Annotated in this window: 12 protein-coding genes and 1 pseudogene; 5 read left to right on the forward strand and 8 right to left on the reverse strand. The window is 48.3% G+C overall.

The genetic code is table 11. From position 1 onward, the window contains the following. The first annotated feature begins 169 nt into the window (after positions 1-169). Together nhaB and dsbB are read left to right on the forward strand one after the other, a co-directional pair. Complete coding sequence (gene nhaB / locus I3X05_RS11220) at positions 170-1,759, forward strand: Na(+)/H(+) antiporter NhaB (RefSeq protein ID WP_045570789.1); 1,590 nt, start codon at positions 170-172, stop codon at positions 1,757-1,759. 89 nt (positions 1,760-1,848) lie between these two features. Further along, a complete protein-coding gene (gene dsbB / locus I3X05_RS11225; protein ID WP_045570790.1) occupies positions 1,849-2,385 on the forward strand; it encodes a disulfide bond formation protein DsbB in 537 nt (178 codons plus the stop codon). Positions 2,386-2,458: 73 nt separating this feature from the next. Here dsbB and I3X05_RS11230 read toward each other — a convergent pair whose 3' ends face one another. Further along, positions 2,459-3,067, reverse strand: a complete 609-nt coding sequence (locus I3X05_RS11230; protein WP_193186193.1) for a YecA family protein — start codon at positions 3,065-3,067, stop codon at positions 2,459-2,461. 170 nt (positions 3,068-3,237) lie between these two features. On the opposite strand from I3X05_RS11230, the gene dusC reads away from it, so the two are divergent. Next, complete coding sequence (dusC, locus tag I3X05_RS11235; protein WP_193186189.1) at positions 3,238-4,203, forward strand: tRNA dihydrouridine(16) synthase DusC; 966 nt, start codon at positions 3,238-3,240, stop codon at positions 4,201-4,203. A gap of 42 nt (positions 4,204-4,245) precedes the next feature. Here dusC and malZ read toward each other — a convergent pair whose 3' ends face one another. From malZ to yfbV, 5 genes are all read right to left on the reverse strand, one after another. Beyond that, positions 4,246-6,087 (reverse strand): maltodextrin glucosidase, encoded by a 1,842-nt coding sequence (gene malZ / locus I3X05_RS11240; RefSeq protein ID WP_193186186.1) that lies wholly within the window; start codon positions 6,085-6,087, stop codon positions 4,246-4,248. Between the two features lie 153 nt (positions 6,088-6,240). Beyond that, positions 6,241-7,035 carry an ABC transporter ATP-binding protein gene (locus I3X05_RS11245; RefSeq protein ID WP_193186183.1) on the reverse strand — a complete coding sequence of 265 codons (795 nt, stop codon included), beginning with the start codon at positions 7,033-7,035 and terminating at the stop codon, positions 6,241-6,243. Next, the gene (locus I3X05_RS11250) at positions 7,032-7,967 is read right to left on the reverse strand and encodes an ABC transporter permease (RefSeq protein ID WP_193157866.1); all 936 of its coding nucleotides are present in this window, start codon (positions 7,965-7,967) and stop codon (positions 7,032-7,034) included. Before I3X05_RS11250 ends, I3X05_RS11245 begins: the two co-directional genes overlap by 4 nt. Positions 7,968-8,027: 60 nt before the next feature. Further along, on the reverse strand, positions 8,028-8,993 hold the full coding sequence (locus I3X05_RS11255) for an ABC transporter substrate-binding protein (RefSeq protein WP_045570795.1): 966 nt from the start codon (positions 8,991-8,993) through the stop codon (positions 8,028-8,030). 254 nt (positions 8,994-9,247) lie between these two features. Beyond that, on the reverse strand, positions 9,248-9,700 hold the full coding sequence (gene yfbV, locus I3X05_RS11260; RefSeq protein ID WP_193167621.1) for a terminus macrodomain insulation protein YfbV: 453 nt from the start codon (positions 9,698-9,700) through the stop codon (positions 9,248-9,250). A 340-nt stretch (positions 9,701-10,040) separates the two neighbouring features. Here yfbV and I3X05_RS11265 point away from each other — a divergent pair, with 340 nt between their 5' ends. After that, complete coding sequence (locus I3X05_RS11265) at positions 10,041-11,237, forward strand: acetate kinase (RefSeq protein WP_337970724.1); 1,197 nt, start codon at positions 10,041-10,043, stop codon at positions 11,235-11,237. A gap of 140 nt (positions 11,238-11,377) precedes the next feature. Beyond that, entirely contained in the window at positions 11,378-13,522 is a 2,145-nt protein-coding gene (pta, locus tag I3X05_RS11270; RefSeq protein ID WP_045570798.1) for a phosphate acetyltransferase, read from the forward strand. 58 nt (positions 13,523-13,580) lie between these two features. On the opposite strand, the pseudogene I3X05_RS11275 reads toward pta, so the two are convergent. Together I3X05_RS11275 and I3X05_RS11280 are read right to left on the reverse strand one after the other, a co-directional pair. Then, positions 13,581-13,723 (reverse strand): annotated as a pseudogene (locus tag I3X05_RS11275) (MgtC/SapB family protein); the annotation flags it as partial. Between the two features lie 141 nt (positions 13,724-13,864). Next, a complete protein-coding gene (locus I3X05_RS11280) occupies positions 13,865-14,809 on the reverse strand; it encodes a glutathione S-transferase family protein (protein WP_337970725.1) in 945 nt (314 codons plus the stop codon). Positions 14,810-14,848 lie beyond the last annotated feature (39 nt).

Genomic DNA, 14,848 nt, shown 5'->3' on the forward strand with positions numbered 1-14,848 from the left:
GGAGCGGTGCTTAAGTTCAAGGGAAGTAACTTGGCAAAACTACATAAAAACAAGGATTTGTTGTTTTTCTAAGTTATTGTTTTTAAGATAGATATTTCATCTTTGACACATAGGCTTAAGCACTATGTTGTAGTGTCTATTCATAACTCAGTTAAGTAAGAGAATTATCATGCCGATGTCGCTCGGAAACGCTTTTATCAAGAATTTTCTTGGTAAGGCACCTGATTGGTATAAACTTGCCATCATTTCTTTTCTAATCATTAACCCTTTCGTTTTTTTCCTCGTCAACCCTTTCGTAGCAGGCTGGCTACTGGTGGTAGAGTTCATCTTTACGTTGGCGATGGCACTAAAATGTTACCCACTTCAACCAGGCGGTTTATTAGCAATTGAGGCAATTGCTATCGGGATGACCAGTCCAGAACAAGTAAAGCATGAACTTGTGGCGAATATTGAAGTGCTACTGCTCCTCGTATTCATGGTGGCCGGCATCTACTTTATGAAGCACTTGCTTCTGTTTATTTTCACCAAGATCTTGCTCGGCATCCGCTCTAAAGCGATGCTTTCTTTAGCATTCTGCTTTGCGGCCGCGTTTCTTTCGGCATTTTTAGATGCCTTAACGGTGATTGCTGTGGTTATCAGCGTTGCTGTCGGTTTCTACTCAATCTACCACAAAGTCGCCTCTGGCAGCGGGGTGAGTTCAGACCACGATCATACCCAAGATGACCACATCACTGAGCTAACTCGAGATGACCTTGAGAATTACCGCGCATTCCTACGCTCACTATTGATGCACGCCGGGGTAGGGACTGCACTTGGCGGCGTAACCACCATGGTTGGTGAACCGCAAAACCTGATCATTGCCGATCAAGCAGGCTGGCTGTTCGGTGAATTCTTGATTCGTATGGCGCCAATCACACTGCCTGTGTTTATCTTCGGTTTGCTTACCTGTGTTGCGGTTGAGAAGTTCAAAGTGTTTGGCTATGGTGCCGAGCTGCCTGACAACGTTCGTCATATATTGGTCGATTTCGACAACGAAGAGCGCAAAACCCGCACCAATCAAGACATCGCAAAACTATGGATTCAGGGCTTGATTGCGGTTTGGTTGATTGTTGGACTCGCACTGCACTTGGCTGCGGTCGGTTTGATTGGTTTGTCGGTCATCATCCTCGCCACTGCGTTCACTGGTGTAATAGAAGAACATTCGCTGGGTAAAGCGTTTGAAGAAGCACTGCCATTTACTGCGTTGCTAGCGGTATTCTTCTCTATCGTTGCGGTGATCATCGACCAGCAACTCTTTAAGCCAGTAATTGATGCGGTGTTAGCGGTTGAGGACAAAGGAACACAGCTTGCGATGTTCTATGTCGCTAACGGTTTGCTCTCTATGGTTTCAGACAACGTGTTTGTTGGCACTGTTTACATCAACGAAGTAAAAACCGCCTTGCACGAAGGTTTGATTAACCGCGATCAGTTTGACTTGCTCGCGGTTGCTATCAACACAGGTACCAACTTACCTTCGGTGGCCACACCAAACGGTCAGGCGGCATTTCTGTTCCTATTGACTTCGGCCTTAGCGCCTTTGATTCGCCTCTCTTATGGACGTATGGTGCTGATGGCACTGCCATATACGGTTGTGCTCGCCTTGGTGGGCCTGTTTGGCATTGTGTTCCTACTGGAGCCGATGACTGCCTGGTTTTATGACGCGGGTTGGATTTCGCATCACGTTGGGGCCGTTTCACACGCAGTTTCGAGTGGTCACTAAATATTTCCATTGATTAAGAAACTTATCCAAGATAAAAAGCTCTGAGTATTCAGGGCTTTTTTTATTTATTTACAAAAGGATTGCTTGAAGTGACTCTTTTTTCATCACTTAATCGGTTTTCTCGTAGTCGTGCCTCATGGCTACTTTTGTTGATTTTTGTTCTTTTCTTTGAGGGGGCGGCCCTCTTTTTCCAACATGTCATGCTACTTTCGCCCTGCGTGATGTGCATTTATGAGCGTGTGGCTATGTTTGGGATTGGTGGCGCGGCACTCATAGGGCTGATAGCACCGAGCAACCCATTGATTCGTTGGCTTGGTTTTGCGGCTTGGGGAGCCAGTTCATACAAAGGCTTAACGCTGGCGATGCAACACGTGGACTACCAGTTTAATCCATCTCCTTTTGCAACCTGTGACCTGTTTGTCACTTTCCCTGATTGGGCACCGCTTAACCAGTGGGCACCTTGGCTGTTTGAAGCCTATGGGGATTGCAGCAAAATCGTGTGGCAGTTTTTAACTTTATCCATGCCGCAGTGGCTCGTGGTGATTTTTGCTGCCAATCTCGTGGTTCTCGCGTTTGTGTTTTTTTCCCAATTCTTTGCCATCAAGAAAAGAAATCCCATCCGCTAAGTACATGAACGCAGATAAAACAAAGCCAGGTTGATTTCCCGGCTTTTGGCTTTCTCTAAGTTGTAAACCGATATTACTGGCCGCAGCACTGTTTGAACTTCTTACCGCTACCACAAGGGCATGTATCGTTGCGGCCGATGCCTTTATAAGGATTAAGGCTTTGCGATTTATTGCCAACCATCAACTCATCTGCGGCTTGTGCTACCTCATTGAGCATCAGATCGAACTGAGGCAGAAAGTCACCCAGTTGCGGTGGCGTCTCGATCCCTGCCGCCTTCATTTGCGCTTGAGTTTGTTCTTGGTCGATAGCCAGCATCAAGCATGTTAACCATGCACTGAGCATACGCTGCGTACCGTCATTGATTTGCACCTCTTGCCACTGCTCTTCTACTATCGGCCATAGCGACATAAACCCTTCGGCAAAGTCCGCCAATGCCTCTTGGTTTTCATCGAGTAGTGTCTGCAGCGAGTACTCATTGCGCAGAATGCGATTATGTTGCTTGTGGATCTGCTCTGTGACCGCATGACGTACATCGACAGAGACTTCGCCCAGCAAGCTGTCCAGCCATTGTTCTGGATCGGTCGGTTTGACGGTCAAATTCGCAGCAAAAACAGCCCCTTCAATAAACCAGGCTGATTCTGAACATGCTGAAGTCGTGAGTTCGATAAGTTGGTATTGCATTGTCGTTAACTTTTTTCGGTAATTTTTTCAGTAAATAGCGGCGATTATATACCTAAGCTTAGCCACGTGGTGGATAAATTCGTTGTGGCTTTTGGCAGCCCTCTTATCGTGACAAGCGAGTCGCTTATCGCTACAATCGCGCCTCGTTTTGACAGAGGCAAAAATTAGCTATGCGTGTAATATTGGGACCGATGGAAGGGGTATTGGATCATTTGATGCGTGAGATGCTCACAGAGATCAATGATTACGATTTCTGCGTCACCGAATTTGTTCGCGTGGTCAGTCAGCCACTTCCCGATCATGTCTTCTATCGCTTGTGCCCTGAACTGCTGCAAGGCTCAAAGACACGTGCTGGTGTGCCAATCAAATTACAACTTCTTGGTCAAGATCCACACTGGATGGCAGAAAACGCGGTACGAGCAGCCGAGCTTGGTGCTTATGGCATCGATCTAAATTTTGGTTGCCCAGCGAAGATGGTTAACCAAAGCAAAGGCGGCGCGGCGCTGTTGCAACATCCGGAACTTATCTATCAAGTGGTCAAAGCGTGCCGAGAGGCGGTTCCTGCGAACATTCCTGTCTCTGCCAAAATCCGCCTAGGCTGGGAAAACCCAGAAGATTGCTTTGAGATCGTCGATGCAGTCGAACAAGGTAAAGCGGATGAACTGACCGTGCATGCCCGAACCAAAACGGGCGGCTACAAAGCCAGTGAAATTAAGTGGCACTATATCGACCAGATCCGTCAGCGTTGCAAAATTCCTCTAATCGCCAATGGCGAAATCTGGAATTATGCCGATGGGCAAGCTTGTATAGCAACCACAGGGGTCGACTCTTTGATGGTATGTCGCGGCGCGCTAAATGTGCCGAACTTAGGCAATGTGGTGAAGCATGACCACAAATCAATGCCGTGGGAGCAAGTGGTGGATTTGCTGCTGCAATACAGTGAGTACGAGGTACGCGGCGATAAAAGTAAGTATTACCCGAATCGCATTAAACAGTGGTTTGCCTACTTACGCCAAGCTTACCCTCAAGCCGCCCCACTCTTTAGTGACATTCGTACTCTGACCCAAGTTGAGCCGATTGTGACTCATTTGCAGCATTATCGCGCGCAGCTCCACGCAGAAAGAATTCCTGCATAAAATGAAAACGTATCGGCCGCTGGTACTCAGCGGCCGAGAGCCTCACTTCGCATCCACCATCCATACGGAAATGGATTCAGGCGCAATCTCCATGCACATCTCTTCACTAATGGCTAAAGGCGCGCGTTGCTCTATCATCGGCGTCAATTGGCCTGCTGATATTCCTGTCTGCCAAAATGGTAATGAGATCGACTGCGTTTGACAGAGATTGACAACCACCAGCGCGCATTCTTCTCCCAGTTGGCGAGTAAAGGCAAAGTGATCCTTCTCTATCGCCAGAAACTGTATTGCGCCTTGCTGTAAACAAGGATGAGTTGTTCTCAATTGAATCAAGCGTTGCACATAACCAAACCAAGGGGAGGTTTCGACCTGTTCCCAAGGGAAGCTACGTCGATTATCGGGATCTTGTCCCCCTGCTAAGCCCACTTCTGTCCCATAGTAAAGGCACGGCGTGCCAACATACGTAAACAACAGCCCGAGTGCGATTTCCATGTAACCTTGGTGTTGGTTGAGTAGCGTAATGAAGCGTGCGGTATCATGGCTATCGAGTTGATTGAGCTGGCTTAATTGGTTGAGCCAAGGAATTTTCGCTCGTGCCTCATTGAGCCATTCGACAAATTCGCAGCCATCAATGGTAATCGGGTCGTAAGCGATATCTTGTTGTGCCAGTAGTGCTCGGACTGGGTGGGCAAAGCCGTAGTAGTTCATCGAGCCATCTTCTTGCTCCCCTTGCAGCCACTTAGTGGCCTCAAAAAAATGTTCTCCGAGCACGTACGCCTGTGGGTTTTCCGCTTTGGTCGCCTGACGAAACGCCTGCACGTAATGGGCATTATTGTAGGCCCCTTCCCCTTCACCAAGCATATGGATCACATCGAACCGCCAGCCGTCAATTTGATAAGGCGCTTTGAGCCAATGGCGTATCACCGCATCTTCACCTTGGTAGATGTAATTTTTTACCGCTTGATGAGCAAAATTGAGCACAGGTAGGTTCTCAATCCCTTTCCAACCGATGTAATTCTTCGTTTCGTCATCAAAGAAATAGTAGTCACGATAAGGCGAATCACTGTGATGGTAGGCACCGTTGTCTCCTTTACCGCCGCGATCGAGCCAAGGATGTTCGCAAGAGGTGTGGTTAAACACCGCATCGAGTATCACTTTCATGTTGCGCTGGTGTAATGCTTGCGTGAGCTCGGCAAACTCCTGATTGGTGCCAAGATGCGGATCGACCATCAGATAATCGGTCGTATCGTACTTATGATTACTCGGTGCGGTAAAAATAGGGTTGAGATAGAGCGCGCTCACGCCCAAAGTTTGTAGATAATCCAGTTTGCTTGCGATACCGGCCAGATCGCCGCCATAAAACTCACAGCCACCATAGCCAGATCCGGTATCAACCGCCTCTCCCCAAGCTTTGGCCACCACCAGCCGCGTACCATTTTTTACTGTGTATTCGCCATCTTTCACACTGATATCAGGATTGCCGTCGCAAAAGCGATCTGGGAAGATTTGATAGAAAACCTGCTCTTTCACCCACTCTGGCGGTTGATGTTTAGCATTGTATTTAAAGTGATATTCGCTGCCCGGCATGCGCTTTTGCACCCCGCGAGCATCTAACCAATACTGTCCATCTTCCGTCAGTACTTTGAAGACATATTGAGTGACATCACGGTCACTGTTGAGCGCGAAACTTGCTCGCCATTGCTTTAACACCCCGGCAGCTTCAATCGGTTGCATCTCGACTAAGTACTCTTCATTATCGGGTTCATGCCTGAGGTAGACCTTTTGAATACCTTGCGATTGAGTGCGAAGTGTCACCTGCGCTAAGCCTTGGCTTAAGCAAAATCCATCTTGAGTCTGCGAGTGAAAAAGAAAGGGATGCGTCATTTGAGGTACTCTAGTTGTTGCTTTGTTTTATTGTAGAAGCACAAACAACCGATAAACTCCCCCCTTAAAAAATAAATAATCCTTTATTTTTCAAGGGGAGATCACACTTGGTAGGCGTATTGTTAGGGGCGTAGAGATGTGACGCGACTAATTTTAGTTGAGCAGTAAGCTGTCGTCCGCTAACTCTTCACCACGCACTTTAGAGAACATTTCGAGCAGATGAGTCACCGTCATTCCTGCCCGTTGCTCTCCGGCGACATCCAAAACAATTTCGCCTTGGTGCAACATGACGGTGCGATCGCCACACGCCAGCGCATCTTTCATCGAGTGAGTCACCATCATCACAGTCAGGTTAAACTCTTTGACGATGCGTTTGGTCAGATCGATGATAAACGCCGCCATACGAGGGTCTAAGGCTGCGGTATGTTCATCCAGCAAGAGCAGCTTACTGTCCGATAAGGTCGCCATCACCAAACTCACGGCTTGGCGCTGCCCACCTGATAGTAGGCCAATACTGTCGCCCAGCCTATCTTCTAAACCTAAACCCAGAATACTGATACGCTCTTGAAAGAGCTTTCTGCGCTGGGAAGAGAGCGCTAAGTTCCAACCACGAGATTTCCCGCGCATGTAAGCCAAAGCCATGTTCTCTTCGATGGTGAGCGCGCCGCAAGTACCCGCTAACGGATCTTGAAATACACGTGCGCAAAGCCTAGCCCGCTGGTCAACGGTTTGATGGGTCACGTCGGTGTCATCAATCAATACTTTGCCACCGACCATCGGCGTTTCACCTGTTACCGCGCCCAAAAGTGTTGATTTACCTGCGCCATTTGAGCCAATAACCGTGAGAAACTGGTACTCCGGCACTTCTAAACAGACACCACGCAAAGCGCGATTTTCAAGAATAGTGCCGCGATTAAACGTCACCTGAATATCTTCAAGCCTAATCATGCCGTACCTCCTGATCGACTTTTTCCACCCGCCACTTTGGCAGGGCTAACAGACTTTTTTATACTGAGGTTTCCTTTCAGTTTCGGCGCGATCAAGGCAATCGCAACGAGAATGGCGGTCACTAAGTTGAGATCCGATGCTTGTAAGCCAAACATGCCCGAGCTCAAGGCAAATGCAACGGCTAAACGATAAAGAACCGAGCCAACAATTACCGCAACGACGGCTACCCAAATTTTACGGCCCGAGATCAGCGTTTGACCTAAGATTACCGCAGCAAGGCCGACCACTATGGTGCCAACCCCAGAGGTAACATCGGCAAAACTATTGGTTTGCGCAAATAATGCCCCCGCAAAGCCGACAAAACCGTTCGATAGTGCAAGACCAAAATAGGTGTAAAAAGAAGTACTTCCACCCTGTGCGCGCACCATTCGAGCGTTAACCCCCGTGGCGCGTAAACCCAGGCCAAAATCGCTGCTGAGCAGACGAACCACTAACCAAGCTGAGATTAACACCAAGATGCCAACCACCAATGGTCGAACCAGCATAGGATCGCCCAAAGACTCAAACGGCGTGAGAATGGTTTCTTCCCCAAGCAAAGCCATATTTGGCCGACCCATAATGCGAATGTTGATAGAAAACGCGGCAATCATGGTGAGAATGGATGCTAAAAGGTGCAATATTCCGCAGCGCACCGCTAAAAATGCCGTTACCCAGCCGGTCATTGCGCCAGCGATAATCGCCATTCCAGTGGCAAGCCAAGGGTTGACGCCCGCCACGATTGCCGTTGCTGCAACCGCCGCGCCCATCGGAAAACTACCGTCAACACTGAGATCAGGAAAATCCAACACACGAAAGGTGAGAAAAACGCCCAATGCGACCAAACCGTACAACAGGCCAAGCTCTAAAGCTCCGAAAAATGCAAAAGCAGACATAGTCACTCCTTTAATTCTGCTCAAGAATTGGGCCAGCTTCCCGCTGGCCGATGAGGAGAGTTATTGAACCTCTGTCGCGCGCTCAAGCACAGAAGCAGGAATTGTTACACCGAGCTTGGTAGCAACACGCTGGTTCACCACTAAATCAGAGCCTGTGGCCACTTTTACATCTAACTTGCCCGGCTCTTGTCCATCTAAAATGGCTGCGACGTACTCTGCCGTTTGCACGCCAACTTGATAGTAATCAAAACCTAAGCTCGCAATCGCACCTTTTTCAACATAAGAGGTCGCCCCTCCAAACACCGGCGTTTTTGCTTGGTTTGCAGCAACAATCATCCCTTCGATCGCACTGGCAACGGTGTTGTCCGTCGGTGCATACAACACGTCAGATTTAGCCGCAATCGCTTGAGTCGCTGACTGCACATCAGCACTTTTCAGCGCAGTGGCTTCCACCACCTGTAAACCCTTCTCTGCTGCGCTCTTTTTCAGCAGATCGACTAACGTCACCGCGTTGGCTTCGCCTGGGTTATACACAACACCAATCGACTTGGCATTCGGTAGAATTTCTTTGATAAGGTCAACATGCTGAGAAACAGGAGAAAGGTCAGACAAACCCGTCACATTCTTGCCCGGTTGCTGCATGCTTTTAACCAGTTTCGCTCCGACAGGGTCGGTTACCGCGGTAAACACCACCGGAATAGAGCGAGTCGCCGAAACCAAAGCCTGCGCAGTTGGCGTAGCAATACCCACTAGCACATCTGGATTTTCCCCGACAAACTGACGAGCAATTTGCACCGCAATCGCTGGGTTGCCTTGCGCTGTTTTGTAATCAAATTCGAGATTTTTCCCCTCAACGTAGCCTTTGGCTTTCAGACCATCGAGCAATCCTTGACGCGTTGCGTCCAAGGCGGGATGTTCAACGATTTGCGATACCGCAACTTTGGCAGTTTTCGCTAATACCGATTGAGATGAGAGTAATGCAGCACTGGCAAGAACGGCCGTCGCGATCAGTTTTCCTGCTTTCATCTTGACTCCTTGATTTCAGCATAATTTAGATAGGTGATGTTGTGTGTTTGTTTATTGTGTTCGATCTTTATTGTGTGCACTTTTCGTGCATCTGAATGACATTATTACCAGTAACTTAGCGTGATGGAAAGCGGGATTTAACAGAAAACAAACAAAAGGAGAGATAAGACAAAATGTCTAGCGGAAAATAACGCAAAACAAAAGGCAGCACGGAGGCTGCCCGGAAGAACTCACTTAAGCACTTAGAAATCGCGCTAAAACCAACGTTCTAAGGCGCTTTTATCCAGTTGACGAAAGGCACGATTGAGGATCTGCGCTAACTCTTTATAACGCGGACGGGATTTGAGTGGCTCCAAAGCAAAGCCTGTTTCTACAATCTTATGATGCAACTCACGATACCAACTTGCCAACGCAGGAGGCAATTGCGTGTTAGAGCGATTGCCAAGCCACCACATTCCTTGCAACGGCATACTTAGAGCGAACAGTGCCACCACAATGGCTTGTGGCAAGGCTTGGTAATTGTCGAAAGCCATTTGGGTAAGCAGGCTAATGGCCGCAATCGCCGGCATCACTTTCACGCCGAAGCGCGTCGCCTTAATTATTCTCTGATCAGGAAATATGGCGTTCAACTCTTTGCGCATCGGCCAGATATCCATGTACTTTTGCCCATCTCGTAGGCTGTGGGCTAATCCGACTTTATTGCTCATAACGCCCCTCACTAAAATTTAGTTGAAGATTTAAACTGAAAACGCAAAAAATTGATGAAAGTTAATATCCTTTCAAATTTTTTTTGTTATCATTGTCTATTATCGTTATCCTTTGACGATCCTCAATGTCATTGTTGCTGTATTTTACAATTTAAGCAACTCTGAGGACCTATCTGCAAAGGATGGCAAAGGTGGTGATTGGGATCGCCACCTTTCTTTATTACGGAAAGCGAAAGTTTTTTGACCAAGATTAGTACGCAGCTGTAACGGCATCGTCTATTCTTGTGAATGATTTTTCATCCTTACTGATCTTTATCAGACGAATAACAGGTAGTCACAAATGTCTAAGCTAGTTTTAGTTTTAAACTGCGGTAGTTCTTCTCTCAAATTTGCTGTTGTTGATGCCGAAAATGGCGACGAGCATCTATCAGGTCTTGCTGAGTGTCTTCACCTTCCTGAAGCACGTATCAAATGGAAACTGGATGGCAAACACGAAGCTCAGCTGGGTAACGGTGCAGCACACGAAGAAGCCCTAGCGTTTATGGTAGAAACTATTCTTGCTTCTAAGCCAGAGCTTTCTGAGAATCTAGCAGCAATCGGTCACCGTGTTGTACACGGCGGCGAGAAGTTCACTCAGTCAGCGCTTATCACTGACGACGTTCTCAAAGGTATCGAAGACTGTGCAACACTGGCACCACTTCACAACCCAGCACACATCATCGGTATTAAAGCGGCACAAAAATCGTTCCCAGCACTGAAAAACGTCGCTGTATTCGATACCGCTTTCCACCAAACGATGCCTGAAGAATCTTATCTATATGCTTTGCCATACAGCCTGTACAAAGAGCACGGTATCCGTCGTTACGGTATGCACGGCACTTCTCACCTGTTCATCACTCGTGAAGTGGCAAGCCTACTCAACAAGCCAGTAGAAGAAGTGAACATCATCAACTGTCACCTAGGTAACGGCGCTTCTGTTTGTGCAGTGAAGAACGGCCAGTCAGTGGATACTTCAATGGGCCTAACACCACTTGAAGGTCTAGTAATGGGTACTCGCTGTGGCGATATCGACCCTGCAATCATTTTCCACCTACACGATGCGCTTGGCTACTCGGTTGAAAAAATCAACACTATGCTGACCAAAGAGTCTGGCCTAGCTGGTCTGACTGAAGTGACGTCTGACTGCCGTTTCGTTGAAGACAACTACGGCCAGAAAGAAGAAGCCACTCGCGCGATGGATGTATTCTGTCACCGCCTTGCTAAATACGTTGCTGGTTACACCGCAACCATAGACGGTCGTCTAGACGCCATCACTTTCACTGGCGGCATCGGTGAAAACTCTGCTCCAATCCGTGAAATGGTTCTCAACCGCCTTGGCATCTTCGGTATCGAAGTAGACAGCGAAGCAAACCTAAAAGCACGTTTCGGCGGCGAAGGCGTTATCACAACAGCAAACAGCCGCATCCCAGCGATGGTTATCTCAACCAACGAAGAGTTGGTGATCGCAGAAGATACTGCGCGTCTAGCAGGTCTGTAATTGACTTCACTGGCTAGCCTCACCGCTAGCCAGATTTCTTTATGACAAAAGAATAAGGGGCTTTACTGCTATTGTTTGGCTCGGCCAAGCCATACGCAGTTAAGCTTTTATCCCCCCAATAGTTAAAGGTACTTTGTCTGATGTCCCGTACTATTATGCTCATCCCAGCCAGTGCCGGTGTTGGTTTAACCAGCGTCAGCATGGGTGTCCTACGCGCTATGGAGCGCAAAGGCGTTAAAGTTTCTTTTTACAAACCTATCGCTCAGCCACGCAGTGGCGGTGATCAGCCCGATCTAACCAGCACCATCGTTGCAGTCAACAGTGACATGAAAATTGGCGAGCCAATGCAAATGTCAGTGGCTGAAAACCTGATCGGCAACGATAACATGGACGAGCTGCTTGAGACCGTTGTAGAACGTTACAACCAGATCAATAAAGATGCGGATGTTACGCTGATCGAAGGTTTGGTTCCAACACGTAAGCATCCATTCGCCAACCAAGTGAACGCAGAAATCGCCGCCACACTGGGCGCGGAAATTGTGTTGGTTGCCACCCCAGGCACAGACAACCCATCGCAGTTGAAAGAGCGCATTGAAGTAGCTTGCTCAAACTTCGGCGGCACAAAAAACAAGAACATTTCCGGCGTGATCATCAACAAGCTTAACGCGCCTGTTGACGAAGCGGGCCGTACTCGCCCTGACTTGTCGGAAATCTTTGACGACGCCGACAGCGCAAAACAGAACCAACTCGAAGTGATGCAGATCTTCAATTCAAGCCCAATCCGCGTTCTGGGTTGTGTGCCATGGAGCATCAATCTGATTGCCACTCGCGCCATCGACATGGCCAAGCACCTGAAGGCCGAGGTCATCAATCAAGGTGATATCAAAACTCGTCGTATCAAAAGCATCACCTTCTGTGCACGCTCTCTGCCGCATATGATTGAGCACTTTAAACCAGGTTCACTGCTGGTAACTTCAGCAGACCGCCCAGACGTTATCGTTGCCGCATCGCTTGCTGCAATGAACGGTGTGGAAATTGGCGCCGTGCTTCTGACCGGTGGTTACGATATTCCTGCTGAGATTACAGGTCTGTGTAAGCCAGCGTTTGAAACCGGCCTACCCATTTTCAAAGCACAAGGCAACACTTGGCAGACCTCGTTAAACCTACAAAGCTTTAGCTTGGAAGTGCCAGCAGACGACAAAGAGCGTATTGAATTCATCAACGAGCACGTTGCAAGCCACATTGACGGCAACTGGATCGAATCCATGACCGAAGGCACGCAGAAATCACGCCGCCTAAGCCCACCAGCGTTCCGTTATCAGTTGACTGAACTGGCACGTAAAGCGGGTAAACGTATCGTGCTTCCAGAAGGTGATGAGCCACGTACCGTCAAAGCAGCGGCTATCTGTGCTGAGCGCGGTATCGCAGAATGTGTCCTGCTTGGTAACCCTGAAGAGATCAAACGTGTTGCCGCTCAGCAAGGCGTTGAACTTGGTGCTGGCGTGCAAATCATCGATGCAGATGCGATTCGTGAAAACTACGTTGCTCGCCTTGTTGAGCTGCGTGGTTCAAAAGGCATGACCGAAGTGGTTGCGCGCGAAAAACTGCAAGACTCTGTGTTCCTTGGCACCATGATGCTCGAAGCCGATGAAGTTGACGGTCTGGTTTCGGGTGCGGTTCACACAACGGCGAACACCATCGTTCCTCCGTTCCAGATCATCAAGACAGCACCAAATGCGTCGATCGTATCATCCGTATTCTTCATGCTTCTGCCTGATCAAGTACTGGTTTACGGTGACTGTGCGATCAACCCAGATCCAACCGCAGAGCAGTTGGCAGAGATTGCTATCCAGTCAGCAGATTCTGCCGCAGCGTTCGGCATTGAACCACGAGTAGCAATGATCTCTTACTCAACGGGTGAATCAGGTAAAGGCGCTGACGTTGACAAAGTGCGCGAAGCAACACGCATCGCACAAGAGAAGCGCCCTGATCTGATCATCGACGGTCCACTGCAATACGACGCAGCGATTATGGAAAACGTGGCCGCTTCTAAAGCACCAAACTCTCCAGTTGCGGGTAAAGCAACCGTATTCGTCTTCCCTGATCTAAACACAGGTAACACGACTTACAAAGCAGTACAACGCAGCGCGGATCTCGTTTCTATCGGTCCAATGCTGCAAGGTATGCGCAAGCCAGTAAATGACTTGTCTCGTGGTGCGCTTGTCGACGATATCGTCTACACCATCGCTCTAACGGCCATTCAGTCAAGCCAAGAGCAGAAGTAATTGTCACTGTAAAGTTCAAGCCCTCGCCAAGTCGAGGGCTTTTTATTGTCAGGCCTACGGCGAGTAAGGCGGTTAAGCCGCCGAACAGACCAACCAGAGAGAAAGTGCGAATGCCTGCCACTCGGTCCCTTCCGCACTGTTGCGCATTACCCAGTCACGCTGAGTACCGATGATCACGCCGAGTAACAGCGCAATCAACAAACGCCTTGTTCATTAACCAATTCACTGACGTCTATTCCAACACCTTTAAAGGAAAATACCCTTTAAATTCAGTTTAATTGATTCATCAATATGGACTGTGAAATGACAAAGGTTGTGATACAAAAGACTTCTCATGTTTCATTACAAGTGATCCCGTCCGTGAGGCGAGTTCAGATCTAAATCTGGGCCAACAGGCACCACTTGGCTTGGATTAATGGTCGTATGGCTGAAATAGTAATGACGTTTGATATGGTAGAAATCTGTCGTTTCAGCAATGCCTTCGATCTGATAAAGCTCTTTTAGGTAGCCATTTAAATTGGGGTAATCGGCAATGCGCTTTTTATTGCACTTAAAATGGCCAACATACACAGCATCGAAGCGAATCAACGTGGTAAACAGACGCCAGTCAGCTTCAGTTAGGTGACGGCCAGCTAAATAACGATGAGTCGCCAAGTGTGCATCCACTTTGTCTAAAGCGGCAAAGAGCGCTTCATACGCCTCTTCGTAGGCTTCTTGTGTGGTGGCAAATCCACAACGATAGACACCATTGTTGATATTTGGGTAGATAAACGCATTCCATTCATCAATCACATCGCGAAGAGCAAGCGGATAGTAGTCGGCCGTATTGCCCGTCAGTTGGTTAAATTCGGAGTTGAACATACGAATGATTTCAGACGATTCGTTACTGACAATAGTGTGGGTCTTTTTGTCCCACAAAACAGGCACAGTGACTCTTCCGGTGTAGTCTTTCTGCGCCTGAGTATAAATTTGGTGCAAGCGCGTATGACCAAATAGCGGCTCAGGCAACCCCATTTTCCAGCCTTCACTGAGCATATCAGGGCAGACAATCGTGACATCAATATGGCTTTCTAACCCCTTAAGATGACGAAAAATCATGGTACGATGCGCCCAAGGGCACGCCAGAGACACATAAAGATGATAACGCCCAGATTCAGGTTGAAATGTTGCTGCCGCGCGATTTTCTATCCAATGACGAAATCCTGCCTCTTCACGGACAAATTTACCTTGATTTTGCTTCGTATCGTACCAAACATCGTGCCATTCACCGTTGATTAGCTTGCCCATTTTCGAGCCTCCTCGTGTTTTTTCTCAGTATAAACAGGC

It is taken from the genome of Vibrio navarrensis, assembly GCF_015767675.1.
In the GTDB taxonomy this organism is placed as follows: Bacteria; Pseudomonadota; Gammaproteobacteria; order Enterobacterales; family Vibrionaceae; genus Vibrio.

What these genes read in the sequence shown, in the direction of transcription:
- nhaB (WP_045570789.1), top strand. Translation starts at nt 170, where the DNA reads ATGCCGATGTCGCTCGGAAACGCTTTTATCAAGAATTTTCTTGGTAAG.
- I3X05_RS11230 (WP_193186193.1), bottom strand. Translation starts at nt 3,067, where the DNA reads ATGCAATACCAACTTATCGAACTCACGACTTCAGCATGTTCAGAATCA.
- dusC (WP_193186189.1), top strand. Translation starts at nt 3,238, where the DNA reads ATGCGTGTAATATTGGGACCGATGGAAGGGGTATTGGATCATTTGATG.
- malZ (WP_193186186.1), bottom strand. Translation starts at nt 6,087, where the DNA reads ATGACGCATCCCTTTCTTTTTCACTCGCAGACTCAAGATGGATTTTGC.
- I3X05_RS11245 (WP_193186183.1), bottom strand. Translation starts at nt 7,035, where the DNA reads ATGATTAGGCTTGAAGATATTCAGGTGACGTTTAATCGCGGCACTATT.
- I3X05_RS11250 (WP_193157866.1), bottom strand. Translation starts at nt 7,967, where the DNA reads ATGTCTGCTTTTGCATTTTTCGGAGCTTTAGAGCTTGGCCTGTTGTAC.
- I3X05_RS11255 (WP_045570795.1), bottom strand. Translation starts at nt 8,993, where the DNA reads ATGAAAGCAGGAAAACTGATCGCGACGGCCGTTCTTGCCAGTGCTGCA.
- yfbV (WP_193167621.1), bottom strand. Translation starts at nt 9,700, where the DNA reads ATGAGCAATAAAGTCGGATTAGCCCACAGCCTACGAGATGGGCAAAAG.
- I3X05_RS11265 (WP_337970724.1), top strand. Translation starts at nt 10,041, where the DNA reads ATGTCTAAGCTAGTTTTAGTTTTAAACTGCGGTAGTTCTTCTCTCAAA.
- pta (WP_045570798.1), top strand. Translation starts at nt 11,378, where the DNA reads ATGTCCCGTACTATTATGCTCATCCCAGCCAGTGCCGGTGTTGGTTTA.
- I3X05_RS11280 (WP_337970725.1), bottom strand. Translation starts at nt 14,809, where the DNA reads ATGGGCAAGCTAATCAACGGTGAATGGCACGATGTTTGGTACGATACG.